Source organism: Actinomadura formosensis (assembly GCF_050948385.1).
GTDB classification, from domain to species: Bacteria; Actinomycetota; Actinomycetes; order Streptosporangiales; family Streptosporangiaceae; genus Spirillospora; species Spirillospora formosensis.
In genome coordinates this window covers 6,952,646-6,975,705 of the sequence record NZ_CP192011.1, presented here as the reverse complement: position 1 = coordinate 6,975,705, position 23,060 = coordinate 6,952,646, and the positions used below count along the sequence as shown (strand labels likewise).

26 protein-coding genes are annotated in these 23,060 nt (G+C 72.7%); 17 read left to right on the top strand and 9 right to left on the bottom strand.

Annotation, left to right across the window (positions count from 1 at the left end; all coding sequences use genetic code 11):
- Positions 1 to 6 precede the first annotated feature (6 nt).
- Positions 7 to 1,218, top strand: coding sequence for a cytochrome P450 (locus ACQP1N_RS32730; protein WP_131732733.1), 1,212 nt, complete (start codon positions 7 to 9; stop codon positions 1,216 to 1,218).
- On the opposite strand, the gene ACQP1N_RS32725 is transcribed toward ACQP1N_RS32730, so the two are convergent.
- Positions 1,219 to 1,953, bottom strand: a complete 735-nt coding sequence (locus tag ACQP1N_RS32725) for a FadR/GntR family transcriptional regulator (protein WP_433228130.1) — start codon at positions 1,951 to 1,953, stop codon at positions 1,219 to 1,221.
- A gap of 75 nt (positions 1,954 to 2,028) precedes the next feature.
- Here ACQP1N_RS32725 and ACQP1N_RS32720 point away from each other — a divergent pair, with 75 nt between their 5' ends.
- The 3 genes from ACQP1N_RS32720 to ACQP1N_RS32710 all read left to right on the top strand — a co-directional run bounded on the left by ACQP1N_RS32720 (position 2,029) and on the right by ACQP1N_RS32710 (position 3,944).
- Complete coding sequence (locus ACQP1N_RS32720) at positions 2,029 to 2,463, top strand: acyl-CoA thioesterase (RefSeq protein WP_433228129.1); 435 nt, start codon at positions 2,029 to 2,031, stop codon at positions 2,461 to 2,463.
- 143 nt (positions 2,464 to 2,606) lie between these two features.
- Positions 2,607 to 2,795 carry a hypothetical protein gene (locus ACQP1N_RS32715; RefSeq protein ID WP_433228128.1) on the top strand — a complete coding sequence of 63 codons (189 nt, stop codon included), beginning with the start codon at positions 2,607 to 2,609 and terminating at the stop codon, positions 2,793 to 2,795.
- Positions 2,796 to 3,944, top strand: coding sequence for a methyltransferase domain-containing protein (locus ACQP1N_RS32710; RefSeq protein ID WP_433228127.1), 1,149 nt, complete (start codon positions 2,796 to 2,798; stop codon positions 3,942 to 3,944).
- A 123-nt stretch (positions 3,945 to 4,067) separates the two neighbouring features.
- Here the strand turns inward: ACQP1N_RS32710 and ACQP1N_RS32705 are convergent, their stop codons facing one another.
- From ACQP1N_RS32705 to ACQP1N_RS32695, 3 genes are read right to left on the bottom strand one after another with little or no spacing between them, the layout of a single operon-like run.
- Entirely contained in the window at positions 4,068 to 4,250 is a 183-nt protein-coding gene (locus ACQP1N_RS32705) for a DUF397 domain-containing protein (RefSeq protein ID WP_433228125.1), read from the bottom strand.
- A gap of 26 nt (positions 4,251 to 4,276) precedes the next feature.
- The gene (locus ACQP1N_RS32700) at positions 4,277 to 4,459 is read right to left on the bottom strand and encodes a DUF397 domain-containing protein (protein ID WP_433228123.1); all 183 of its coding nucleotides are present in this window, start codon (positions 4,457 to 4,459) and stop codon (positions 4,277 to 4,279) included.
- Positions 4,450 to 5,265, bottom strand: coding sequence for a helix-turn-helix domain-containing protein (locus ACQP1N_RS32695; RefSeq protein WP_433228121.1), 816 nt, complete (start codon positions 5,263 to 5,265; stop codon positions 4,450 to 4,452). The genes ACQP1N_RS32700 and ACQP1N_RS32695 overlap by 10 nt, the downstream gene beginning before the upstream one ends.
- Positions 5,266 to 5,424: 159 nt before the next feature.
- Here ACQP1N_RS32695 and ACQP1N_RS32690 point away from each other — a divergent pair, with 159 nt between their 5' ends.
- From ACQP1N_RS32690 to ACQP1N_RS32680, 3 genes are read left to right on the top strand one after another with little or no spacing between them, the layout of a single operon-like run.
- Positions 5,425 to 5,820: an ATP-binding protein gene (locus tag ACQP1N_RS32690; protein WP_433228120.1), complete on the top strand. Its 396-nt coding sequence runs from the start codon at positions 5,425 to 5,427 to the stop codon at positions 5,818 to 5,820.
- Positions 5,802 to 6,173 carry a hypothetical protein gene (locus ACQP1N_RS32685; protein WP_433228118.1) on the top strand — a complete coding sequence of 124 codons (372 nt, stop codon included), beginning with the start codon at positions 5,802 to 5,804 and terminating at the stop codon, positions 6,171 to 6,173. Before ACQP1N_RS32690 ends, ACQP1N_RS32685 begins: the two co-directional genes overlap by 19 nt.
- Positions 6,174 to 6,177: 4 nt before the next feature.
- On the top strand, positions 6,178 to 6,378 hold the full coding sequence (locus ACQP1N_RS32680; RefSeq protein WP_433228117.1) for a hypothetical protein: 201 nt from the start codon (positions 6,178 to 6,180) through the stop codon (positions 6,376 to 6,378).
- A gap of 23 nt (positions 6,379 to 6,401) precedes the next feature.
- Here ACQP1N_RS32680 and ACQP1N_RS32675 read toward each other — a convergent pair whose 3' ends face one another.
- Positions 6,402 to 7,997, bottom strand: a complete 1,596-nt coding sequence (locus tag ACQP1N_RS32675; protein WP_433228116.1) for a class I adenylate-forming enzyme family protein — start codon at positions 7,995 to 7,997, stop codon at positions 6,402 to 6,404.
- A 97-nt stretch (positions 7,998 to 8,094) separates the two neighbouring features.
- Between ACQP1N_RS32675 and ACQP1N_RS32670 the strand changes: the two genes are divergently transcribed.
- The 8 genes from ACQP1N_RS32670 (at position 8,095) to ACQP1N_RS32635 (ending at position 16,124) form a co-directional block, all read left to right on the top strand.
- Entirely contained in the window at positions 8,095 to 8,967 is an 873-nt protein-coding gene (locus ACQP1N_RS32670; RefSeq protein ID WP_433228115.1) for a branched-chain amino acid ABC transporter permease, read from the top strand.
- On the top strand, positions 8,964 to 9,974 hold the full coding sequence (locus ACQP1N_RS32665) for a branched-chain amino acid ABC transporter permease (RefSeq protein WP_084262829.1): 1,011 nt from the start codon (positions 8,964 to 8,966) through the stop codon (positions 9,972 to 9,974). Before ACQP1N_RS32670 ends, ACQP1N_RS32665 begins: the two co-directional genes overlap by 4 nt.
- Complete coding sequence (locus ACQP1N_RS32660; RefSeq protein WP_067797034.1) at positions 9,971 to 10,771, top strand: ABC transporter ATP-binding protein; 801 nt, start codon at positions 9,971 to 9,973, stop codon at positions 10,769 to 10,771. Before ACQP1N_RS32665 ends, ACQP1N_RS32660 begins: the two co-directional genes overlap by 4 nt.
- Positions 10,761 to 11,504 (top strand): ATP-binding cassette domain-containing protein, encoded by a 744-nt coding sequence (locus ACQP1N_RS32655; RefSeq protein WP_433228112.1) that lies wholly within the window; start codon positions 10,761 to 10,763, stop codon positions 11,502 to 11,504. The genes ACQP1N_RS32660 and ACQP1N_RS32655 overlap by 11 nt, the downstream gene beginning before the upstream one ends.
- Entirely contained in the window at positions 11,501 to 12,376 is an 876-nt protein-coding gene (locus tag ACQP1N_RS32650) for a FadR/GntR family transcriptional regulator (protein ID WP_433228110.1), read from the top strand. Before ACQP1N_RS32655 ends, ACQP1N_RS32650 begins: the two co-directional genes overlap by 4 nt.
- 190 nt (positions 12,377 to 12,566) lie before the next feature.
- Positions 12,567 to 15,080, top strand: a complete 2,514-nt coding sequence (locus tag ACQP1N_RS32645) for an ATP-dependent Clp protease ATP-binding subunit (protein ID WP_433228108.1) — start codon at positions 12,567 to 12,569, stop codon at positions 15,078 to 15,080.
- A gap of 37 nt (positions 15,081 to 15,117) precedes the next feature.
- Positions 15,118 to 15,690, top strand: coding sequence for a CGNR zinc finger domain-containing protein (locus ACQP1N_RS32640; protein WP_242608879.1), 573 nt, complete (start codon positions 15,118 to 15,120; stop codon positions 15,688 to 15,690).
- Positions 15,687 to 16,124, top strand: coding sequence for a phosphatase domain-containing protein (locus tag ACQP1N_RS32635; RefSeq protein ID WP_433228107.1), 438 nt, complete (start codon positions 15,687 to 15,689; stop codon positions 16,122 to 16,124). The genes ACQP1N_RS32640 and ACQP1N_RS32635 overlap by 4 nt, the downstream gene beginning before the upstream one ends.
- An 18-nt stretch (positions 16,125 to 16,142) precedes the next feature.
- On the opposite strand, the gene ACQP1N_RS32630 is transcribed toward ACQP1N_RS32635, so the two are convergent.
- Complete coding sequence (locus ACQP1N_RS32630) at positions 16,143 to 17,747, bottom strand: GMC family oxidoreductase (protein WP_433228106.1); 1,605 nt, start codon at positions 17,745 to 17,747, stop codon at positions 16,143 to 16,145.
- A gap of 225 nt (positions 17,748 to 17,972) precedes the next feature.
- Here ACQP1N_RS32630 and ACQP1N_RS32625 point away from each other — a divergent pair, with 225 nt between their 5' ends.
- Entirely contained in the window at positions 17,973 to 19,109 is a 1,137-nt protein-coding gene (locus tag ACQP1N_RS32625; protein WP_433228104.1) for a serine hydrolase domain-containing protein, read from the top strand.
- The gene (locus ACQP1N_RS32620) at positions 19,106 to 20,635 is read left to right on the top strand and encodes an alpha/beta hydrolase (RefSeq protein ID WP_433228103.1); all 1,530 of its coding nucleotides are present in this window, start codon (positions 19,106 to 19,108) and stop codon (positions 20,633 to 20,635) included. The genes ACQP1N_RS32625 and ACQP1N_RS32620 overlap by 4 nt, the downstream gene beginning before the upstream one ends.
- Here ACQP1N_RS32620 and paaE read toward each other — a convergent pair.
- The 3 genes from paaE to paaC are packed head-to-tail and all read right to left on the bottom strand — an operon-like array spanning position 20,623 to position 23,054.
- The gene (gene paaE / locus ACQP1N_RS32615) at positions 20,623 to 21,699 is read right to left on the bottom strand and encodes a 1,2-phenylacetyl-CoA epoxidase subunit PaaE (RefSeq protein WP_433228102.1); all 1,077 of its coding nucleotides are present in this window, start codon (positions 21,697 to 21,699) and stop codon (positions 20,623 to 20,625) included. The genes ACQP1N_RS32620 and paaE overlap by 13 nt on opposite strands.
- On the bottom strand, positions 21,700 to 22,188 hold the full coding sequence (gene paaD, locus ACQP1N_RS32610; RefSeq protein WP_067797055.1) for a 1,2-phenylacetyl-CoA epoxidase subunit PaaD: 489 nt from the start codon (positions 22,186 to 22,188) through the stop codon (positions 21,700 to 21,702). It abuts the gene before it with no gap.
- Positions 22,182 to 23,054 carry a 1,2-phenylacetyl-CoA epoxidase subunit PaaC gene (gene paaC, locus ACQP1N_RS32605; RefSeq protein WP_433228101.1) on the bottom strand — a complete coding sequence of 291 codons (873 nt, stop codon included), beginning with the start codon at positions 23,052 to 23,054 and terminating at the stop codon, positions 22,182 to 22,184. The genes paaD and paaC overlap by 7 nt, the downstream gene beginning before the upstream one ends.
- Between the last annotated feature and the right edge of the window lie 6 nt (positions 23,055 to 23,060).

The window sequence follows — 23,060 nt, the reverse complement described above, 5'->3', positions numbered from 1 at the left end:
ACGATCATGCGTTCTTCCGGCGCCGGCACCTCCGGGGAATACGACCCGTTCGCCCCGGAGGTGCTGGAGGACCCGGCGCCGGCGCACCGCGCCCTCCGGGACAAATGCCCGGTGCACCATTACGCGGGGTTCGGGGAGAAGGGCTTCTACACCGTGTCGCGGCACGCCGACGTCACCGAGGTGTTCGGTGACGTCGGCCTCTGGTCGTCGGAGTGGGGGCAGGGCCCGATCTACACGCGGGAGGGCGGGCTGCGCTCCGACCCGCCGGAGCACACCGTCTACCGGCGGCTGGTGACGTCGGCGTTCACGGCCCGCCGCACCGCCGCGCTGGAGGAGTGGATCACCGCGACGGCCGCCGGGCTGGTCGACGGGTTCGCCGGGGACGGCCGCGCCGACCTGTGCGAGGCGTTCGCGGTCCCGCTGCCCGTCCTGGTGATCGCCGAGATCCTCGGGGTGCCCGCGTCCGACCAGGCCGACTTCAAGGAGTGGTCGGATCAGTTCATGGCGGGGCAGAACGCCGCCGACCCGGCGGTGCAGGGCGCCGCCCGCGCCAAGATCGACGGCTATTTCACCGGCGTCCTTGGGCGGCGCCGCGAGGTGCTGGCCGGCGACGGCCCGCGGGCGCTGCCGGACGACCTGCTCACCGCCCTGCTCACCGCCGAGCACGACGGGCGGCCGTTCACCGACGAGGAGTTGCTGCCGCTGATCCTGCTCCTGCTGGTCGGCGGCAACGAGACCACGACCTCGCTCATCGCGAACGCGGTGTGGCGGCTGCTGGATCTCGGGCTGTGGGAGGAGGTCCGGGCGCGCCCGGAACTGGCGGACGCGGCCGTGGAGGAGAGCCTCCGCTACGACCCGCCGGTTCTCGGGCTGTACCGCACCAGCACCCGTCCGGTCGTCCTGCACGGGGTGGAGATCCCGGTGGGGGCGAAGGTGCACGGGCTGTACGCGTCCGCGAACCGGGACCCGGAGGCATGGGACGACCCGGACACCTTCCGGCTGGACCGCGACCTGAACGAGCTGCGCCGCCGGCACCTGTCGTTCGGCCTCGGCCGGTACCTGTGCCCCGGCGCGGCGCTGGCCCGGCTGGAGGCGCGGATCTCGCTGCGGCTGCTCGGCGAACGGCTGCCCGGCCTGCGCCTCGACGGCGAGCCGACCCGCGTCGACTCGTTCATGATGTGGGGCCCGGCGACCCTGCCGATCGCCTGGTCGGTGTAGCTAGTTCAGCACATGGCACTGGGCCGCGGTCAGGTGACGCCGTGCGGCGCGTTCGGCGCCCGCGGCGTCACCGGCCGCGATCAGCCTGATCAGCCGGTGGTGGGCCCGCACGCCCTGGGAGCGCTGCTCGAGGCCGGGGAACTCGCCGCGCCCGGCGGCGCCGCCCGCCCATTCCTGCTCGGCGGTGGTCCAGAGCCGTTCGAGCGCGCCGACGGCGACCGCCATCGCGGCGTTCCCGCAGCCGAACACGAGCTGGGCGTGGAACTCGCGGGCGGCGCGGACGAAGCCGATCAGGTCGTCCAGGTTCGCCTCGACGTCGCGCTGCGCCGCCTCCAGGGCCGGGATGATGCTGGTCTCCCGGTCGGGGCGTTCGGCGCACAGGCCGGCGCAGACCGGTTCGAGCCGCACCAGGGCGACGGCGATGTCCGCGGGCGCCGTCTGCCGCGACCGCAGCACCAGGTCGATGGCCTGCGCCGCCGTCTCGGTGCGCGGGACGTGCACGACGGCGCCGCCCTTGTTGCCGCGCAGCACGGTGATGAGCCCCTCGGACTCCAGGATGCGCAGTGCCTCCCGCATGGACGGCTTGCTGACCCCGAACTCGGCGAGCAGGTCGTCCTGCGGGCCGATGACCTCGCCGTCGGCCAGTTCGCCGCTGACGATCCGCTCACGCAGGACGGAGGCGACCATGTCGGCGAGGCGGGGCTGGCGAATGCGCGCCGGGCGCGTTCCCTCCACCGGTCCCCCGTCGTGAGTGCGATGGGCCGGACGGCCCTTAACATCTAAATCTTAGCATCTGCAAGGGGAGTGACCGTGCCGGACGATCCACTGCACCGGGTGACGTTCCGCCTGTCGTACGGCGACTGCGATCCCGCCGGGATCGTGTACTACGCCAACTACCAGCGCTGGATGGAACGCGTGCACACCGAATGGTGGTTCCTGCACGGCCTGCGCTTCGACGAGCTTCCATCCCGCCTCGGCGTAGCGGTCGTCACCCGCGCCGCGTCCGCCGAGTACGAACGCACCATCACCCTCTTCGACCAGATCGAATGCCGCCTCTACGCGACCCGCGTCGGCCGCACCTCGTTCGAGATGCGCGGCGATTTCATCCGCGAGGACGGCACCCGCGCAAGCACCGCCACCCTCACCCTCGTCTGCGTAGACCCGGCCACCCCGGCCAAGGCGGTCCCGATACCGCCCCCGATGCGCCGCCTACTCCTCAACGGCGGCGCCCTCCCGACTGGATGACGCAGGGCGCCTGTCGACCCGGTCCGCGTGCGACCGGCAAGCCAAGAGTGCATGCCTGGATACCTTGCTCATGCCGTCCGTACGGCCTCATGGTGGTATCCGGCATGCCACGTTCGGGCACACCCTCCACCAAGGAGAGCGCCATGGCATTACGTTTCCCCGGCAAGGACCCGGACAGCAAGGACGGTGACTCGCCTTCGCTCTGGTACGACGACGCTGACGGCAGCGTGGTGGTGCAGGGATGGAAGGAAGGCGAATGGGACAAGCCGGTTCCGCCGCCGGACACCAAGAACCCGCCGGGAGGCGGCAGGCACGAGAAGGGCGGCAAGTAGGTGGCCGATGCCGCGGAGCTTTCCGCCCGGCTCATCACCGAGCTCGCCGAGGCGGGCGATCTGACGCCGGACTGGCGCGGGCCGTTCGGCAAGGTGGCCCGGCACCGGTTCATCCCCGACACGGTATGGATTCAGGACGGTGATCGGCTGGTGCCGGTTGAGCGAGCCGACGACGAGGCCACGTGGCTGGAGTTGTGCTACGTGAACGACTTCGTGGTCACGCAGGTGGACGACGGTGTCCCGGCCGGGCCGGGGCAGGTCGGCCGGGAGATCACCAGTTCGGCGAGCCGCCCGGACGTGGTCGCGCGCATGCTGGCGGCGCTGGAAGTTGAGCCCGGCATGGCGATACTGGAGATCGGCACGGGTACCGGCTGGAACGCCGCGCTGCTGGCCGAACGGCTCGGGGCCGACCGGGTGACCTCGGTGGAGGTGGATCCGGCGGTGGCCGACCGTGCTCGTCGCGTTCTGTGGGATGCGGGTTACCAGCTCACGGTTGCGGCCGGAGACGGCGCGTTGGGCTACCCGGAGTCCGGGCCGTTCGACCGGGTGATCGCCACGGTGGCGGCCGACCGGGTGCCGTCCGCGTGGGCGGAGCAGACCCGTCCGGGCGGCCGGGTGCTGGTGCCGTGGACCACCGACTTCCATAACGGTGCGCTGGTGTCGTTCGTGGTGTCACGGGACGCCACGATGCGGGGCCGGATCGTGGACAACGTGGCGTTCATGCGGCTGCGCGCCCAGCGTGGCAAGCGCGCCTTGCTCACCCGCGACGTGCGGCATGTGGAGCAGGCCCGCCGGTCGTTCACCGACCTGCATCCGTACGGGGTGCTCGGCGAGTACGACGCCTCACTGGCGGTCGGGCTCAGGGTCGCCCGGTGCAAGCTCGTCGTCAGGCACCGGCAGGACGGTGCTTACACGGTGTGGCTGGTCGATCCGTGGTCGGGCTCGTGGGCCGGCCTGGACGTCGAGCCGGGAGCGGAGAAGTTCCCCGTCCGGCAGTCGGGCGACCGGGACCTGTGGCGGGAGGTGGAGGACGCCTACCGCTGGTGGGACGGGCTCGACCGTCCCACCGCCGACCGGTGGGGCCTGACCGTCACCCCCGAGGGCCAGTACGTCTGGCTCGACACCGAGGAGCATCGCATCGACCGATAGGGGCCGGCACATGGCCCTCCGTAACGTCAGGACCCCCGGCAAGCCGAAAGTCCTGAACGGTATGAAAGCGCGCAAGAACCCCGGACCCTCGAAAGAGGCCGGGGCTCTGCGCGGATTAGCGGGTTAGTGCTTCAAGGTTGTCATCAGGGCTGCGAACTCGTCGCGCTTCACGATCAGTTTCGGGCCGTCCGGGTCTTTGGAGTCTCGGACGGCGATGATTCCGGGAGTTGACGCCAGCTCGACGCACTCGCCTCCGGTGCTGGTGCTGTGACTGCTCTTGCGCCAGGTGGACACGTTCGGGTCCATAGGGCTTCCGTGCTGATTGGGGAGTGTCAGTGCTTCAGGGTTGTCACCAGGGCTGCGAACTCGTCGCGCGCTATCAGCAGTTTCGGGCCGTCCGGGTTCTTGCTGTCTCGGACGGCGATGATTCCGGGGGCCGACGCCAGTTCGACGCACTCGCCTCCGGTGCCGGCGCTGTGACTGCTCTTGCGCCAGGTCGTCGTGTTCAGGTCCATCGTTCTGCCTGCACCTTTCGGATGACATCAAGCGACTGATCTACCGGGAGGGCCAGGCCCCGAATCTCTCGGAGAGCCCGGCGGAGGGCGGCCAGTTCTTCGTACTCCTCCAGCGTGAACCCGCGTGCCGGGCTCTCGAAGTATGCGACCTCCCGCATGTCCTCCATAGTTGCGATCGTAAAGGAACTTGCGTTCCCGAGGTGATCGCCCCGCATCTGCACGATGTGCAGCGAGACCCCGAGGGCCTTCGGTGCTTCGATGAGGTGATCGAGTTGCGCTCGCATGATCGCCGGGTTGCCGACCTCGCGCAGCAGCACTCCCTCGTCGATCAGGAACGTGCAACCGGGCGGTGGCGGGCTCTTCCGGGTGAGGATGCTCTGTCGGGCTATACGCTCCTCGACCTTCTCCTTGTCGCCGTAGAGCAGCATTTCGGCGTAGCTGGGGATCTGGAGCAGGCCATGTACGAGTGAAAGGTTCCACGAGGTCAGCTCCTCCGCCGTCTCCTCGACGGGGAGCCACTCGTACCAGGTCGGGAACTCCGCGCCCTTGACCAGGTCCTCCCACAGTTCGACCAGCTCGCCGCCAGTCTCAAGCTCGCGGTCCATCGTCTCGGCGAATTCACGGGTGCACCGCGTCCGGCCGGTCTCGACCTGCCCGATGTACTGAGGGGTGACGCCCTCTCCGTCGCGAGCCCTTCGCGCGACGTTCTCCTGACTCCAGCCCTTGGCCTCACGGAACCGGCGGAACCTGCGCCCGAACGAGACCAGGCTCGGGCTGACCTTCGCTCTCAACCGTCGTGGTGCCATGCGGTCATGGTCTCTCAACCTTGACGCAAGCGGCTACCAAGTTCAGAAAGCCGGTCAGAGGAGATTGTCAGGCAACCACCTGCGGTTCGTGACGCTGTGCACTTGCTCGGTGGCTCAATGGAGGCGTTCAAGTGGAGACGTGCCGAAAGGGTCGCACCGATGTCAGCAACAGTGCTCGCTCCAGAGGTTCCGCCGCCGCTCGTTCTCGAACCCACTGACCAGGCGCCGGGTCTCGCGCGGCGGTTCCTTGCCGAGCGGTTCGCCGAGTGGGGGGTCGAAGACGACTACGTGGGCCGGGTCGTGGTCTGCGAACTGGTCACCAACAGCTACCTGCACGGTGCGGGCCAGATCGTCGTCCGGGTGTTCCGCGACGAGCGCGACGGCCGGCCGGTGGTGGAGGTGTGGGACGCCGGGGAGGGACGGCCGGAGATCCAGCCGGAGAACTGCGCCGACGTCTCCGGACGGGGGCTGCTGCTCATGGCCGAACTCGTCCACGACTGGGGCGTCCGCCCCCTCAATGAGGGAGGGAAGGTCACGTGGGCCAAGCTTCACTGACGGGCTACCAGATCCGCCGGAGGCTTCACTTCCGCCTCCTGAAGTGGCGCACCGACCGCAACCGCGACACCGTCGTACGCCACTTGGACCTGCTCGCTCTCGCGCTGGAGCGGCACGGGTGGCGCTGCGTGAAGACGTACTGCCCCGAGGTCGTCCCGGTCCGTACGCCGTTGCTGCGGGTCTACGGCGCCGGCGGTGTCGTGATCACGCTCAATGTCATGGCAGTGCCCGGAGGCCGGTGGGCGTTCCATGAGGCTCCGCGCGGACGTGGCGGGTTCCTGTGCCACTGCGGAGGCGACACCAAGTACGCCGCGCAGGTCATCGACCGGTTTCTTCAGGACCGATCGCGGTAGCCACATGAACGAGGCCGTGGCGCTGCTGCTGCTCCACCATTTGCTCCCGGAGTGGGCGATCATGCGGGACGATGCGGGCGTGTGGCGGGCCATCGGCCGCATTCCGATCTCGGCGTCCGACCTGGACGGTCTGCTGGAGTCGCTCGCCGTTGCCGACCCTGATGCCACCCGGCGTGCCGTCTCGCTGCTGACGGAGGGCGGATGACCCGGCCCGCCTGGTGATCCGGGTCAGGGCGTGAGGCGGCGGTGGATGTCGGCGCGTAGGTCGCCCTTGGCCACCTTGCCGCCGGAGGAGCGGGGCAGGGCGTCCAGGACGATGAGCCGCTCGGGGTGCCACTCGCGGGAGACGCCGCGCTCGGTCAGGTGCGCGGTGAGGTCGTCCAGGGTGAGCGCGGCGCCCGGACGCAGTTCGGCGTAGACGCAGACGCGTTCCCCGAACACCTCGTCCGGCATCGCGACGGCGGCGGCGAGCGCGACCGCCGGATGCGTGCCGACCTCCTCCTCCACGGCGGCGGCGCTGATGTTCTTGCCGCCCCGGATGATCAGGTCGCTGAGCCGCCCGACGACGCGGAGGTAGCCGTCGGCGTCGATCTCCACGATGTCGGCCATGAGCATCCAGCCGTCCGGGGTGAACAGCTTCTCGTCGGCCTCCGGGTCGTCGTAGTAGCCGGGGCAGGTCGCGGGGCCTTTGCAGCCGGGCTGTCCGGGACGGCCGCTCCCGGTGATGTCGGAGCCGTCCGCCGGGTCGAACAGCCGCACCCGCATCTCCGGGATGATCCGGCCGGCGGTGCGCAGGCGGTGCTCGCGGGTGTCGTCGAGGCTGGTGCAACTGAGCGCGCCGGTCTCGTTCGAGCCGTAGAACTGCAGGACCTTCGCGCCCGTCGTCTCCTCGAACCGGGCCGCCCGGTCGTAGGGGACGGCCTCGCCGCCGGTGAACATGCAGCGCAGCGACGACAGGTCGCGTTCCCGCTCCGCCTGCGCGTTCAGCAGCATGATGAACTGCGTGCTCACGCAGTGCAGGACGGTCACGCGGTGCCGTTCGATCAGGTCGAGCGCGGCGTGCGCGTCGAACCGCTCCATCAGCACGGTCGGGACGCCGAGCGCCGCGGGGGAGAAGTGCGCCGTCCACAGCCCGAACCCGAACGGGGACGGGACCGCCCCCATGAACACGTCGGACGGGTTCAGCGCCCCCGCCCGGCACGCCAGCTCGTGGAAGTAGAACCAGCGGTTCTGCGTGTGGGGCACGCACTTGGGCAGCCCGGTCGTGCCCGATGTCGAGTTCAGCATGGAGAAGTCGTCCGGGCCGAGTGCGCGGCCGGTGATGTCGGCGTCGCGCGGGTCGCCGGGGACGCCGAGGCGGTCGACGACGACGTGGTGGGCGAGGCCGAGGCCGTCCGCGCGCAGTTCGTCCACCAGTGCGGCGGACCGGGCGCCACGGTGTTCGGCGAGCGTGACCAGGGCGCGTGAGCCGGTGCGTCCCAGCAGGAACCGCAGCTCGCGGCGGCCCGCCCGCGCGCCGACGCCGACCAGCACCAGCCCGGCCTTCTCCGCCGCCACGGCGGCGACATGCCACGCGGGGCCGTCCGGCAGCAGCGTCGCGACCCGGTCGCCCGGTGCGAGGCCGAGCGCGGCGAGGTGGCGGGCCAGGACCGTCGAGTTCTCCTCGTACCGCGCCCAGGTGAGCGTCTCGTCCGGGGTCGTGTAGGCGGCGGCGCCGGGCCGCTCCGCCGCGTGCCGCCGGACGTGGTCCGCGACGGTCGCCGCGCCCCACCAGCCGGCGGCCCGGTACGCCCGCACGGTCGCCGCGTCGTATGGACTGGTCACAGCTGCCTCCCCGGTCTCCCAACCTGCCCCGAAGTTAGCATTGTCATAGCTTTCTTTTAAACATAAGATCCCACAGAAGCAGCTCAGAAGGAGCGGGATGTCAGCGCAACTGTGGGTCTCGGTCGTGCAGATCGGGTGCTTCTTCGGACTGGTGGCCCTCGGGTACTACCTGGTCCTCGAAGGAGCCGACTTCTTCAACTTCGCGCTCGGTCCGTTCGCGATGTTCTCCGGCCTGACGGCGTCCTGGCTGATGGCCCGGCAGGGCTGGCCGCTCGGGTTCGCCGCCGTGCTCGGCATCGTGATCGCCGCGGTCCTCGCGGTCGTCACCGAGGTCGCGCTCGTCCGGCCGATCGACGCGCGCACCGGCGGCGGCGAACTGCCGTCCCTCATCGCGGTGGTCGCCGTGCTGTTCGCGGTCGAGCAGCTCGCCGGCACCCTGTTCGGCCGGCAGCTCATGCCGGGCCGGTCATGGCTGCCCGGCACGACCCTCGACCTCGGCTTCGTCACCGTGGACGGGCAGACGCTCGTGCTCGTCGCCTGCACGCTCGTCTCGTTCACCGGCGTGTGGCTGTGGATGCGCAAGTCCAAGTACGGCCGCATCCTGCGCGCCGTCGGCAGCAACCGGGAGGCGGCGCGCACCCTCGGGATGCCGGTCGGACGGGTCCGGCTGGTCGCGTTCGCGCTCGCCGGCCTCGTCGTCGGCCTCGCCGGGCAGCTGTTCTCCGCCAAGGCGGGGGTGAGCTTCCAGTCCGGCTTCGGATGGGCGCTGTCGGGGTTCCTCGCCCTGGTCATCGGCGGGACGGGCTCGGTGTGGGCGCCGCTGGCCGGCGGGCTCCTGCTCGCGCTCGCCCAGACTCTCGTCCCCTACTACCTGGGCAGCGCCTCACTCGACTACGCCGTCCTGGCCGTCGCGATCCTGTTCTTCGCGCTCCGGCCGAGCGGTCTGTTCGTACGGAGGGTCCGAGTATGAGTGCGGTATCGGTGAAGGAGTCGGCCGGGTCGTTCGGGTGGGTCCGGTCGGCGGAGACGGCGCGCGTCCTCGGCACGCTGGTGCTGACGCTGGGCGTGATCGCGTGGGCGGGCGGTGACCTGTTCCGGCAGGACCTGGCGCTTCTCGGCGCCACGTACGCGCTGCTGGCGCTCGGCATGTACCTGCCGTTCAACCTGGCGGGGGCGCTGTCGCTCGCCTACAGCGCCTACGTCGCGATCGGCGGGTACGCGGTCGGGCTCGTCGCGACCGAGACCGGCTGGCCGCTGCCCGTCGCCTACCTGCTCGGCGCGGTCGCGTCCGCCGTGCTCGCGGTCGTGCTCGGATTCGCGACGCGGCGGCTGTCCGGCTTCTACCTGGCGGCGGTGACGCTGCTGTTCGGCGTCGCGTTCCAGAGCTTCCTGCTGGACGCCAAGGAGATCACCGGCGGGGCGCTCGGGATCGGCTCGATCCGCCCGCTCACCCTCTTCGGCGGCGAAGTGGACCGGCGGTCGTTCATCGCGCTGACCCTGCTGGTCGTGTGGATCGTCGCGGTGGCCGTGGACCGGGTCCGCCGGTCGCCGTTCGGGGTGGCGCTGCAGAGCTCCCGGGACGTCCCGGCGGCGGTGGAGGCGGCCGGGATCGGCGTCCCCGCGCTGCGGCTGACCGTGCTCGGCGCGGGCGCGGCGATCGCGTCGGTCGGCGGCGGCCTGTTCACCACCGCCAACCAGACGATCGGGCCCGACACGTTCACGCTGAGCCTGGTCATGCTGGCGATCTTCATGCCGCTGCTCGGCGGGCAGGGGTCGGCGTGGGGCGCGGTGCTCGGCGCGGTCCTGGTCGTCGAGCTGACCTTCAACCTGCAGATCTTCGAACGCGCCGGGTCCCTGATCTTCGGGATCGCGGTGCTCGCCGTCCTGCTGATCGCCCCGCGCGGGATCCTCGGCTACGCCGGGCAGGGCGCCCGGTGGCTGCGCGGCCGGCTCACGCGCACGGGAGGGACGCGATGACCGAGACGACTCATGACGGGCCGTATCTGCTGGAGGGCACCGGGCTCGGTAAGAGCTACGGCGGCGTCCACGCGGTCGACGACGTGTCGCTGCGCCTGTCGGCCGGGGAGGTCCTCGGCCTGATCGGCCCGAACGGCGCCGGCAAGACGACGCTGGTGGACCTGCTCGACGGTGCGCAGCCCGCCGACCGGGGGACGCTGACCATCCGGGGGCGCAGGCTCGGCGGCCCGCCCTCGCGGCGCGCCCGCGCCGGTCTCGCCCGGACGTTCCAGCATCCGCACCTCGCGCACGACCTCACCGTCCGGGAGAACATCCTGCTCGGGGCCGCCGCGCCGAAGCTCGCCGGGGTCGGCGGGCTCATCGCGGGCCTGGTCGCGGGCGCGTTCCGGCCCGCCGGGGCCCGCTTCGAGGGCACGCTGCGCCGGGTCGCCGAGGCCCTCGAACTCGGTGACCTGAGCCGCCGCTGCGGCGACCTCACGCTCGGCGAGCAGCGGCTCGTCGAGGTCGCCCGCGCGCTCGCGCAGGAGCCGTCGGTGCTGCTGCTGGACGAGCCGTTCGCGGGCGCCGACTCGATCGGCATCGGGGCGATCTCGGCGGCGGTCCGCACGGTCCGCGCGCAGGGCTGCGGGATCATCCTCGTCGACCACAACGTGGACATCGTCGCGTCCCTGGTCGACCGGGTCATGCTGCTGCGCACCGGCACGGTGGTGTTCGACGGCGACCCGGCCGAATGCCTGGCCAGCGCCGAGATGCAGGACGTCTACTTCGGAACCGGTGGTGAGAGCGTTGCCCCATGAGCTGATCCTGAGCGGGGTCTCGGTGCGGTACGGCGAGTCGGTCGCGGTCGCGGACGCCTCGCTCACCTTCACCGGCGGGGCCGTCACCGGCGTCGTCGGGCCGAACGGCGCCGGGAAGTCGAGCCTGCTCCTCGCCGCGTACGGGTCCGTCGCCGCGACCGGCCGGGTCACCCTGGACGGCGAGGACATCGGCGGGCTGAGCGCCGCCCGCCGCGCCGCCCGCGGGCTCGCGCTCGTCCCGCAGGGCAGGCAGATCTTCCCGCGGCTGACCGTCCGGGAGAACCTCCAGGTCATGGCGGACACGCTGGGCCTGCCGGGCGGGCAGGTCGAGACGGCGCTCGACCGCTTCCCGGTGCTGCGCGAACGTGCCCGCGCGCTCGCCGGGGTGCTCAGCGGCGGCGAGCAGCAGATGCTCGCGGTGTCCCGCGCCCTGATGGGCTCGCCGAAGGCGCTGCTGCTGGACGAGATGTCCACCGGCCTGGCGCCGCTCATCGTCGCGGAGCTGATGGACACCGCGCGCCGGCTCGCCGAGGAGGGCACCGTCGTGGTGGTCGTGGAGCCGTCGATCGGCGCGATCCGGGACCGCCTCGACCGCGGCTACGTGCTGCTGCGCGGCCGGGCGTCCGACCCGGTCGAGGGCGGCCGGGAACTGGACGCCGCCTACCAGCGCGCGATGGGCGTCACGGCCGGGAGCGCGGAACCGCACGCGGTCTCGCCGCCGGGTGGAAGATGAGAGACGCACGTGACCGCCGGAACCATGACATCCGAGAGGACATCGACACGGTGGAGGACACCGAGAGCCCGGAGCCGCGGGCGCAGATGCGCCAGCCGCGGGTCGCGGACCTGCTCGCCGACACCCTGCGGTCCCGAATCCTGCGCGGCGAGCTGCCCGACGGCAGCCTGCTGCCCAAGCAGTCGGACCTGCTGGAGGAGTTCGGGGTCAGCAAGCTCGCCGCCCGCGAGGCGCTGCGCATCCTGGAGACCGAGGGGCTGATCACGGTCCGGCGCGGCAACACCGGAGGGTCGGTCGTGCACGCGCCGAAACGCGACAGCGTCGCCTACATGCTGGCACTGGTCCTGGAGTCGCGGCAGGTCGCGCTGCCGGACGTCGGGTTCGCGCTCCAGCAGATCGAGCCGTTCTGCGCGGCGCTGTGCGCGCAGCGTCCCGACCGGCACACCGCGGTCGTGCCGGCGCTGCGCCGCGCGCACGAGAGCCTCGTGCACGCCGTCGAGACCGGCGACGAGAAGCGCGCGACGCCCGCGTCCCGCGAGTTCCACGAGGCGATCGTCCGGCTGTGCGGCAACGAGACGCTGTTCGTCGTGGCGGGCGCCCTGGAGACGCTGTGGACGGCGCAGGAGAGCGACTGGTCCGAGCACGCGACCCGCGCCGGTTTCTTTCCCGAACCCGCGCTGCGCCGCCAGGCCCTGGACGAGCACGCCCAGGCGCTGGCGCTCATCGAGGAGGGCGACGCCGAGGGGGTGGCCCGCCTGCTGCGGGGTCACCTGCAGACCGCGCAGAAGTACCCGATGACGGGCGTCGGCGACGACCAGCGCGTCCGGGCGACCCTGCTGCGCCCGCTGGTCCAGCCCGCCGACCATCTCTGAGCCCGCCGGGAACGGCGTGCCGCGCGCCGGCCGCGCGACGCCTCCCCGCCCGGGGGCTTCACCCGGGGTTTTCCGGGCCGTCCCACGGGCAGGTCCCTGACCGTTGCAGTAACGGGCCTTCGGCGTGCGGTGCTCGCGCATCTCGGACGGGGCGCCGGCGCCTTGGTGCGCAGGCGAGGGGGGTTCGCAGATGAGCGCGGGATGGTACGGGCCTGGGGGGATGGATCCGTTCGAGGAGATGCTCGGCCGGTTCTTCGGGGCGCGGGCGCAGCGCCGCCCGGTGGAGCGGATCAGCATCGCGCGGCTGATGAGCGAGCCCGCGCGCGAGCTGGTCCGGGACGCGGCGGCCCAGGCGGCGCAGTGGGGCAGCGTCGACCTGGACACCGACCACCTGCTGTGGGCGGCGACGCGGCAGCAGGGGACGCGGCAGTGGATCGCGCGGGCCGGCGCCGACCCCGACAAGATCAAGAACGAGATCGAGGACCATGCCCGGCGGGGTGAGCCGCGGGACGTCCCGCCGGAGCTGACGCCGTCGGCGAAGCGCGCGCTGCTGGACTCGCACCAGGTGTCGCGGGCGCTCGGCTCGTCCTACATCGGGCCGGAGCATCTGCTGTTCGCGCTGGCGCTCGACCGCGGGTCCAGCGCGGGACGCATCCTGGACCACGAGCACATCACGCCGGATTCGCTGCAGTCGGCGGCGGCCGGCGGCGGTCCCGGGCAGCCTCCGGCCGGTCCCGGCGGCGGGCCGCCGTCCGGCACCCCGACGCTGGACGAGTTCGGCCGCGATCTGACCGTGCTGGCGCGGGAGGGCCGGATCGACCCGGTGATCGGGCGGGAGCGGGAGATCGAGGAGACCGTCGAGGTGCTGTCGCGCCGCACCAAGAACAACCCGGTGCTGATCGGCGACCCGGGGGTCGGCAAGACGGCGATCGCGGAGGGGCTCGCGCAGCGGATCGTGGACGACGACGTCCCGGAGGCGCTGCGCGGCAAGCGGGTCGTCCAGCTCGACCTGAGCGGCGTCGTCGCGGGCACCCGGTACCGGGGCGACTTCGAGGAGCGGCTGAAGAAGGTCGTGGACGAGATCCGCGAGCACGCCGGCGAGCTGGTGGTGTTCATCGACGAGATCCACACGATCGTCGGCGCGGGCGGCGCGGAGGGCGCGGTGTCGGCGGGGAACATGCTGAAGCCCCCGCTGGCGCGCGGCGAGCTGCACGCGGTCGGCGCGACGACCATCGACGAGTACCGCCGCAACATCGAGAAGGACGCGGCGCTGGAGCGCCGGTTCCAGCCGATCCTGGTGCCGGAGCCGAGCGTCGACGACAGCATCGAGATCCTGCGCGGCCTCCGCGACCGGTACGAGGCGCACCACCAGGTGCGGTTCACCGACGAGGCGCTCGTCGCCGCCGTGGACCTGTCCAGCCGCTACCTGACCGACCGGTTCCTGCCGGACAAGGCGATCGACCTGATCGACCAGGCGGGCGCCCGTGTCCGGCTGCGGTCCGGCACGCGCGACGGCGGGCGGCGCGAGCTGGAGCAGCGGCTCGACCGGCGGCGCCGGGAGAAGGACCAGGCCGTCGCGGACGAGGACTACGAGAAGGCGTCCGAGCTGCGGGACGAGGTGACCCGGCTGGAGGAGGAGCTGCGGCACGCCGGCGAGGAGGACGGCCCCGCGACCGTCCCGGAGGTGACCCCCGAGGACATCGCCGAGGTCGTCTCCCGCATCTCCGGCGTGCCCGTCACCCAGCTCACCGAGGCCGAACGCGAGCGGCTCACCCGCCTGGAGGAGCACCTGCACCAGCGGGTGATCGGGCAGCAGGACGCGGTGGCGGCGGTGGCGCGGGCCGTGCGCCGGTCCCGCGCGGGGATGGGCGACCCGAACCGCCCGATCGGCGGGTTCCTGTTCCTCGGCCCGACCGGCGTCGGCAAGACCGAGCTGGCGAAGGCGCTGGCGGAGGCGCTGTTCGGCAGCCAGGACCGGATGGTCCGGTTCGACATGAGCGAGTTCCAGGAGCGGCACACCGTCAGCCGGCTGCTGGGCGCCCCGCCGGGATACGTCGGCTACGAGGAGGCGGGGCAGCTCACCGACGCCGTCCGCCGCCGGCCGTACTCGGTGATCCTGCTGGACGAGATCGAGAAGGCGCACCAGGACGTGTTCAACGTCCTGCTCCAGCTGCTCGACGACGGGCGGCTCACCGACGCGCAGGGCCGCACGGTCGACTTCCGCAACACCGTGGTGATCATGACGAGCAACCTCGGCTCGGAGCTGATCATCGGGACGACGGAGATCGGGTTCGGCGTGTCCGGCGGGGAGGGGGACGCGTTCGGCGACCGGATCATGCGCCGGCTGCGCGAGTCGTTCCGGCCCGAGTTCCTCAACCGGATCGACGAGATCATCGTGTTCCGGCGGCTGGAGGCGGGCCAGCTCCGGCAGATCACCGACCTGCTGCTGGACGAGACGCGCCGCCGCCTCCGCGCGCAGGACGTCGACGTCGACTTCACCCCCGAGGCGGTGGACTGGATCGCCGAGCGCGGCTACCAGCCGGAGTTCGGCGCCCGGCCGCTGCGCCGCACGATCCAGCGGGAGGTGGACGACCAGCTCGCCGACCTGCTGCTGGCCGGCGACCTGGAGCACGGCCGGCACGTGGAGGTGTCCGCCGTGAACGGCGGTCTCCAGTTCGACGTCAGCACGGAGCCGGTGAAGTAAGTGTTATGGTCCTCCTGTAACCCTTACAGGAGGACCTGTGGTGCACATTCCGATCGGCGACTACGTGGCGGGCGCGGAGCTCGCCAACGCCCTGATCAGCACGTCGCCCACCGTGCGCGGAGCGGAGGCGCTGCCCGATGCGGCGGCGCTGGCCGGCCTGCTGGCCGGTCTGCCCGCGGGGCGGGACCTTCGGGTGCCGGACGCGGCGGACGTCCAGCCGGTCCAGTTGCTCCGCCGGGAGGCCCGCGGCATCGTGGAGACGGAGAACGGCGAGCAGAGCGCCGCGGGCGCGGCCGTCCTGCTCCGGCGCGCCGGACGCGCGCCCGTGCTGCGCCGCGACCCGTCCGGGCGGTGGCAGTGGTTCGTCCCGACCGCCCCGGACGCGTCCCTCGCCGACGAGCTGGCCGCGGTCATCGCGGTCGCGGTGCTCGGCGTCGTCCGGGCGCTCGGCCACGAACGCTTCCGCGCCTGCGCCGCCCCCGGCTGCCGCGGCGTGTTCATCGACGCCAGCCGGGCCGGACGCCGCCGCTACTGCATGCCCGAGCGGTGCGGGAACCGGCTCAACGTCGCCAACCACCGCGCCCGCCGCCAAGCGGGGGTGACCCGGTGACCGCCCCGCTCGACGGTGCGATCCGGCTCCCGGACGGCGCATGGATCCGGGGCCGCGGCCTGCGCGCCCCGCTGCCGGACGGACCCGTCCCCGGCTTCGGCCTCTACCTCGGCTCCGGCCGCCTGCGCCGCCGCCACGAACCGGGGCTGAGCTGGGAGTCGGCGTGGATCGACTGGCCCGACTTCCTGCTGCCCCGCGACCGGGATGACGCGGTCCGGCGCATCTGCGACCTGCACGCCCGCGCGTGCTCGGGCGACTCCGTCGAGGTCGCCTGCGGCGGCGGCGTCGGCCGCACCGGCACCGTCATCGCCTGCCTCGCCGTCCTGTCCGGCGTGGACCCGGCCGACGCGGTCGCCTGGGCGCGCGAGCACCACCACCCGCGCGCCGTGGAGACGCCCTGGCAGCGCCGCTGGGTGGCCCGCTTCCCGCGCTGAGGCTCGGCCCGCCGAGGATCAGCCGCCGAGGATCAGCGTCGCGGCGCGTTCGCCGATCATCATGCTCGGGGCGTTGGTGTTGCCGCCGATGATGCTCGGCATGATCGACGCGTCCGCGACGCGGAGCCCCTCGATGCCGCGGACCCGCAGCGCCGGATCGACGACGGCCCGCTCGTCCGACCCCATCCGGCAGCTGCCGACCGGGTGGTAGACGGTCGTCGCGCGGTTCGGCAGCTCCTCCGCCAGCGCGGCGCGATCGGGGTACCGCGGCCCGGGGGACAGCTCCGCCTTGACGTCCCCGGCGATGATCTTGTTGGCCATCACCTCGCGGACGAGCTCGATCCCGTCGAGCAGCAGCCGGGCGTCGTCCGGGTCGGTCAGGTAGCCGGGGTCGATGACGGGCGCGGCGGCCGGGTCGGCGGACGCCAGCCGGACCGTGCCGCGGCTCTTCGGGTAGATCAGCGTCGGCATGACCGTGAGGGCGGGACGCTTGTCCACCTTGTGCCGCACCGGGGCGTCCTGGTTGGGGAACGGGTACGACCACGGCAGCGCGTGCAGCTGGAGGTCGGGGATCTCGCCGGCCTGCCCGCTGCGGACGAACCCCACCGCCTCGAACACGCTGCGGGCCACCCACGTCCCGCCCTTCGTCCACTCCTTGGCGACGCCCCGGGCGAAGTAGGGCGCGGTGCCCTTGTTGCGGGCGGTGTCCATGATGAACGTCATCGGCACGAACATGTGGTCGTGCAGGTTGTCGCCGACGGGCAGGTCCGCGTGGACCTCGATGCCGTGCTTCCGCAGATGCGCGGCCGGACCCACCCCCGACAGCATGAGCAACTGCGGCGACCCGAACGCCCCCGCCGCGAGCACCACCTCCTTGGACGCCCGGATCGTCCCGCGCCCCTTCTTGGAGACGACCTCGACGCCCGTGGCACGCCCCTTGCCGACGGTCACGCGTTCCACCAGCGCGCCCGTCACGACCGTCAGGTTCGGCAGCCCGTGGTCGTCCAGGTAGCCGACGGACGAGCTGTACCGCAGCCCCTTGGCGACGCTCTGCTGGAAGACGCCCGCACCCTCCTGCTCGGCGCCGTTGTAGTCGTCGTTGCGCTTCACCCCGGCCGTGTCGATCAGCGCCTCGATGAACGCCTCCGACGCGGGCGTGAGGTCCCGCTGCCGGGTCACCTCGATCGGGCCGCCGGCCCCGCGCAGCTCGGTGGCGCCGTCCTCCCAGTTCTCCATCCGCCGGTAGCCGGCGAGCACGTCGTCGAAGCCCCAGCCGTCGCAGCCGTCCGCCGCCCAGTCGTCGTAGTTCCTGCGGTGGCCCCGCACGAACAGCATGCCGTTGATCGACCCCGAGCCGCCGAGCACCTTCCCCCGGACCTGCGGGATCCTCCGGTCGAGCGCGTGCTTCTGCGGCGCGCTGTAGAACCCCCAGTCCAGCTTCTTCTTCAACTGGGGGACGTTGTGGAAGACGGCGATCAGCCCCGGCTTGCGGACCAGCGGCGTCCGGTCCGACCCACCCGCCTCCACCAGGACGACGCTCGCCCCCGACTCGGCCAGCCGCTTCGCCAGCACGCATCCCGCGCTGCCGGCCCCCACCACGACGTAATCGGCGCTCAGGTCCATGTCTTCCTCTCGGCGGCCACCGCGCACGGCGGGACGGCCGCTCTCCGAGGGCCCCGCGCCCGGCCCGGTCGGCGACTGAATGGGTGCGCCGATCCTAGGGGGACGAACCCCTCTCCCCAATCCCTGTCCCGATCACCGGAATCCGCGCACGGGGGCCGGCCCCACCACCGCTCCGGGTGATCGCCCCAATGTGCCGGTGAGCGCGCCCGCCTAGCGTCGGAACACATGATCAGGCACCGAATCACCGCGCTGCTGGTGGCGGCGGCCACGGTCACCGTCACCGCCGTGGCGCCCGCGCCGGCCCGCGCCGCCCGGCCCCGGTGCGGCGACCACGACGCCACCCGCACGGCGCTGGAACGCATGACGCGCGTGCACCGCCTCACCGGCGCGGCCGTACGGATCGACGACCCCCGCTGCGGCGCCTGGACGGCGGGAAGCGGCGTCGCCGACCGGCGGACGCACCGCCCGATGCGCGCGGACCTGCGCGTCCGCGTCGCCAGCATCACCAAGACGTTCACGGCGGCGACCCTGCTCGGGCTCGCCGCGCGGGGCCGGATCTCGCTCGACGCCCCGGTCGAGCGCTACCTGCCCGGCCTGCTCGGCCGGGGCGGCCACGACGGACGCGAGATCACCGTGCGGAGCCTGCTGCGGCACACCAGCGGCCTGCCCGACCACATGGACACCTTCGCGAGCGGCGAGGAGTTCCGCTTCCGCCATTTCGAGCCGGAGGAACTGGTGGCCCGCGCGCTGACGCTGCCGCGCCCCGGCCCCGGCTGGCACTACTCCACCACCAACTACGTCATCGCCGGGCTGATCGTGGAGAAGGTGAGCGGCCACCCCCTGGAGGACGAGGTCCGGCGGCGGATCATCGAACCGCTGCGGCTCCGCGACACCTACTGGCCCGGCGACGGGACGCGGATCCGGGGCCCGCACCCGCGCGGCTACATCCGTACCGAGACGGGCGCGTGGGCCGACCGCACCGAGATGAACACGTCGGTCGCGTGGGCGGGCGGCGCGCTGATCTCCAGCCCCCGCGACGTGAACCGGTTCTTCGCGGCCCTGCCGGGCGGGCGGCTGCTGCCCCCGGCGATGCTCGCGGAGATGAGGCGGACCGTCCCCGCCGACCCGGACCGGGTGTGGGACGGCGCGTCCTACGGTCTCGGCCTCATCGGGACGCCGCTGCGCTGCGGCGGCACGTGGTGGGGCCACGCGGGCGACATCGACGGCTTCACCTCGCTCGCCGGGGTGGCCCCGTCCGGCCGCACCGTCACCGTGGTCTTCAACGAGAACCCCGCCACGCAGGAAGCGTGGAACGACGAGCTGGACATCGCCAGGACCGCCCTCTGCGAGGAGAACCGATGAAAACGACCCGCTGGACGGCGGCCCTCACGGGAACGGCCGCCGCACTCGCCATGGCGACGGCGGTCCCGGCCACCGCGGCCCCGGACCCCCTCGGCCGCTTCCACCATCAGCGGCTCACCTGGAAGCCCTGCACGCTCGGGCCGGGCGACGAGATCGGCGCGGAGCTCGACAAGGCCGGCGCCAGGTGCGCCGGCGTGACCGTCCCGCTCGACTACACCCGCCCGGACGGCCGCACCATCACCGTCGCGATCTCCCGGCTCGCGGCGTCCGGCCCGCGGATCGGCACGATGATCCTCAACGGCGGCGGCCCCGGACCCGCCCTCGACATGCCGCCCTACATGCGCGGCATCATGGGCGAGGCGGGCACCCGCTACGACCTCGTGGCCATGGACCCCCGCTCGCTGGGCCGCAGCACCCCGGTCGACTGCGGCTGGCCCGCCGGCACGTGGATCAAGGGCGCGGGCGTGACACGCCGCTCCTACGGGCGCGCCGCCGCCTTCGCGAAGGACCTGGCGGCACGATGCGCGCGGACGAACGCCCGAATGCTCCCGCACATCAGCACCCGCAACATCGCCCGGGACATGGACGTGGTCCGGAGCGCGCTGGGCGAGCGGAAGGTGTCCTACAACGGCGCGTCCTACGGCACGGTCCTCGGCCAGGTCTACGCCTCGATGTTCCCGGGCCGCCTCGACCGGGTCGTCCTCGACAGCTCCCAGGACCTGTTCACCTGGGGTCCGCGCACCCTCGTGGGCGTCGAGCAGGCGAACGAGCGGGGCCTCGCCGGCTGGGCGGCCTGGACGGCGGAGCGCGACGCGGAATACCGCCTCGGAGACACCCGGACCGCGGTCCTGGCCACCGTGCACCGGATCCTCAAGGCGTCCGGCCGCGCCCCCCTGGCCGTCGGCCGCCACCGCCTCGACGACACGATGGTGCCCCTCGTGCTGTTCACCGCCCTGGACACCGACGAGGACGCGGCCCGGGCGAACCTGGCCGCGTCCGTCCGCGTCCTGGCCGACGCGGCCGCGGGGCGCCCCGCCCGCCCCACCCCGCAACTGGACGAGCAGCTCACCTATCTGCTCACCGGGGCCGAAGGGCGGGACGCCTCCGGCCAGGCCGCCATCATCTGCGGTGACGGAGCCGCCCCGCGCGACCCTGCGCTCTACTGGCGCGACGTCCAGCGCACCCGCCACGCCGCCCCGATGTTCGGCCCGGTGAGCCACAACATCGGCCCCTGCGCGTTCTGGCCGACCCGTCCGGCCGAGCCGCCGACGCGAACCGTCGGCCCCCTCCCCGCCCTGATGGTGGCGGCGACCGGCGACACGCGAACCATCTACGAACGCAACGAAGTGGTGCACCGCCAACTGCGGGGCAGCCGGATGATCACCCTGCCCGCGAACGTCCACGCCCCCTACCAGCGCGGCTACCCGAACACGTGCGTGATGACCACCGTCAACGGCTACCTGCTGACCGGCCGCCTGCCCGGCCGCGATCTCACCTGCCCGCCCGAGCCGGGTCAGCTGTCGTAGTCGATGGTCAGCTCGGAGGTCACCGGGGTGGACTGGCAGGTCAGGACGTAACCCGCGGCCACCTCGGCGGGGTCAAGGGCGAAGTTGCGGCGCATGTCCACTTCGCCCTCGACGACCCTGCCGCGGCAGGTGCCGCACACGCCGCCCTTGCAGGCGAACGGCAGGTCGGGGCGGACGCGCTGGGCGGCGTCGAGGACGGTCGCGTCCCGCGGCTGGGTGAGGGTCGTGGAACGTCCGTCCAGGACGATCGTGACCTCGCTGGCCGGGCCGGTGGGCGCGGACCGCCTCCGGTTCGGTTCGGGCGGCACGTCGTCCACGTGGAAGAGCTCCTGGTGGACGCGGTCACGCGGTACACCGAAGCCGTCCAGGACACCGCGCGCGTCGGTGACCATGCCGAACGGTCCGCACAGCCACCAGTGGTCGACGTCCGGGACGGGGACGAGAAGGGGGAGCAGGGTGCGCAGCCTGTCCGCGTCCAGGCGACCGCTGAACAGCTCCGCCTCCCGGGGCTCCTGGGACAGGACGTGCACCAGCTCGAAACGGTCCGGGTGGGCGTCCTTCAGGTCGGCGAGTTCGTCGGCGAACATGACCGTGCCGCTGGTCCGGTTGCCGTACAGCACCGTGACACGGCTGGACGGGTCGGCGAGCGCGGACGCGGCGATCGACAGCACCGGGGTGATGCCGGACCCGGCGGCGATCAGCACGTGGTGCGCGGCGCCGCCGGCGAGGACGAACGTGCCCGACGGCGGCAGGACCTCGATCATGTCGCCCGGCCGCACCTCGCGCACCAGCCAGGACGAGAACAGCCCGGCCGGGATCTCGCGGACGCCGATGCGGGGCGCGGCCCCGGCCGGCGCGCAGATCGAGTAGGACCGGCGTTCCTCCCGGCCGTCGACGCGGCGGCGCAGCGTGAGGAACTGGCCGGGACGGAACACGTACGCGTCCGCCAGGTCCGGCGGCACGTCGAAGGTGACCGCGACCGCGTCGTCGCACAGGCGCTCGACGGCGGCGACGCGCAGCGCGTGGAAGCCGGCGCGGCGCGGCGCGACCTCGGTGAGCGTCATCTAGAGCTCCTTGAAGTGCTCGAACGGCTCCCGGCAGGCGTCGCAGCGGCGCAGGGACTTGCAGGCGGTCGCGCCGAACCGGGACAGCTCGACCGTGTCGGCGGAGCCGCAGCGCGGGCAGCGGACGCGGCGGGCCGGGCCCAGCGTGAGCGGGATCGGGCCCGGCTCGCGGCGGGGGGCCGGGCCGGGGGGCGCCATCCCCGCCTCGGAGAGCTTGCGGCGACCCGATTCGGTGATCCAGTCGGTCGTCCAGGGCGGGTCCAGGACCGTGCGGATCTCGACCTCGGGGTAGCCGGCCGCCGCGAGGCGGGACCGCAGGTCGGCGCGCATGGTGTCCAGCGCGGGGCAGCCGGTGTAGGTGGGGGTGATCGTCACCTCGACGCGGCCGGTCCGCTCCGTGACGTCGCGCAGGACGCCCAGCTCCGCGAGCGTGAGCATCGGAAGCTCCGGGTCGGTGACGGTTTCGGCGACCGCGCGGGCGCTCACCATGTCGCCCCCGGATGGGCGCGGGCCAGGCCCTGCATCTCGGCGAGCAGACCGGTCAGCGCCGCGGAGTGCGCGCCGTCGCGTCCGGCCAGGTGGGACGGGACGGGATCAGGGCGCCGCAGGGTCGCCTTCGCCAGCACCTCGTCCAGCACCGCGTCGAACTCCTCGCGGACGTCGGCCGGATCGACGCCCACCCCGGCGCCCGCGAGCCGGCGTTCGACCTCGTGGGCCGCGAACAGCTCGCCCGTCAGCGGCCAGAGGTCGTCCAGCGCCCGCTGCGCGCGCTCGTGGGAGAGGTCGGTGCCGTCGCCGAGCCTGACCGTCCACAGCGCGGCGTGGTCGCGGTGGTAGGCGACCTCCTTCACGCTCTTCGCGGCGATCGCGGCCAGCACCGGGTCGCCGGACGCGGTGAGGCGGTCCAGCAGCGCCAGCCGCCACGTCGCGAACACCAGCAGCCGGACGGCCGAGTACGCGAAGTCCCCGTTCTCCGCCTCGGCCAGGCCGACGTTGCGGAACTCGGGCGGGTCCCGGAAGTAGGCCAGGTCGTCCTCGCCCCGGCCGGCGTCCTCGGCGGCCCCGGCGCGCGCCAGCAGCAGCCGCGCCTGGCCGAGCAGGTCGAGCGCGATGTTGGCGAGCGCGACCTCCTCCTCCAGTTCGGGCGCGTGCGTGCACCACTGCTGCAGCCGGTGCGACATGACGAGCGCGTCGTCGCCGAGCATCAGGCAGTAGGCGGCCAGCGCGGCACGGTCGACGCCGTCCGGGACGGCCGGGTCGATCCCGGCGAGCGGGTCGGCGAACCCGGTGCCGAACGCCCAGCGGGTGTCGTCGCTTTCCTGGGCGAGCGCGTCGAACGCGTTGTCGAACGACATGGAGCC

Coding starts and splice junctions, on each gene's coding strand:
- paaE (WP_433228102.1), bottom strand. CDS start 21,699: ATGACGCTCACCGAGGTCGCGCCGCGCCGCGCCGGCTTCCACGCGCTG.
- ACQP1N_RS32665 (WP_084262829.1), top strand. CDS start 8,964: ATGAGTGCGGTATCGGTGAAGGAGTCGGCCGGGTCGTTCGGGTGGGTC.
- ACQP1N_RS32645 (WP_433228108.1), top strand. CDS start 12,567: ATGAGCGCGGGATGGTACGGGCCTGGGGGGATGGATCCGTTCGAGGAG.
- ACQP1N_RS32650 (WP_433228110.1), top strand. CDS start 11,501: ATGAGAGACGCACGTGACCGCCGGAACCATGACATCCGAGAGGACATC.
- ACQP1N_RS32630 (WP_433228106.1), bottom strand. CDS start 17,747: ATGGACCTGAGCGCCGATTACGTCGTGGTGGGGGCCGGCAGCGCGGGA.
- ACQP1N_RS32705 (WP_433228125.1), bottom strand. CDS start 4,250: ATGGACCCGAACGTGTCCACCTGGCGCAAGAGCAGTCACAGCACCAGC.
- ACQP1N_RS32670 (WP_433228115.1), top strand. CDS start 8,095: ATGTCAGCGCAACTGTGGGTCTCGGTCGTGCAGATCGGGTGCTTCTTC.
- paaD (WP_067797055.1), bottom strand. CDS start 22,188: ATGGTGAGCGCCCGCGCGGTCGCCGAAACCGTCACCGACCCGGAGCTT.
- ACQP1N_RS32680 (WP_433228117.1), top strand. CDS start 6,178: ATGAACGAGGCCGTGGCGCTGCTGCTGCTCCACCATTTGCTCCCGGAG.
- ACQP1N_RS32660 (WP_067797034.1), top strand. CDS start 9,971: ATGACCGAGACGACTCATGACGGGCCGTATCTGCTGGAGGGCACCGGG.
- ACQP1N_RS32690 (WP_433228120.1), top strand. CDS start 5,425: ATGTCAGCAACAGTGCTCGCTCCAGAGGTTCCGCCGCCGCTCGTTCTC.
- paaC (WP_433228101.1), bottom strand. CDS start 23,054: ATGTCGTTCGACAACGCGTTCGACGCGCTCGCCCAGGAAAGCGACGAC.
- ACQP1N_RS32695 (WP_433228121.1), bottom strand. CDS start 5,265: ATGGCACCACGACGGTTGAGAGCGAAGGTCAGCCCGAGCCTGGTCTCG.
- ACQP1N_RS32715 (WP_433228128.1), top strand. CDS start 2,607: ATGGCATTACGTTTCCCCGGCAAGGACCCGGACAGCAAGGACGGTGAC.
- ACQP1N_RS32730 (WP_131732733.1), top strand. CDS start 7: ATGCGTTCTTCCGGCGCCGGCACCTCCGGGGAATACGACCCGTTCGCC.
- ACQP1N_RS32620 (WP_433228103.1), top strand. CDS start 19,106: ATGAAAACGACCCGCTGGACGGCGGCCCTCACGGGAACGGCCGCCGCA.
- ACQP1N_RS32700 (WP_433228123.1), bottom strand. CDS start 4,459: ATGGACCTGAACACGACGACCTGGCGCAAGAGCAGTCACAGCGCCGGC.
- ACQP1N_RS32625 (WP_433228104.1), top strand. CDS start 17,973: ATGATCAGGCACCGAATCACCGCGCTGCTGGTGGCGGCGGCCACGGTC.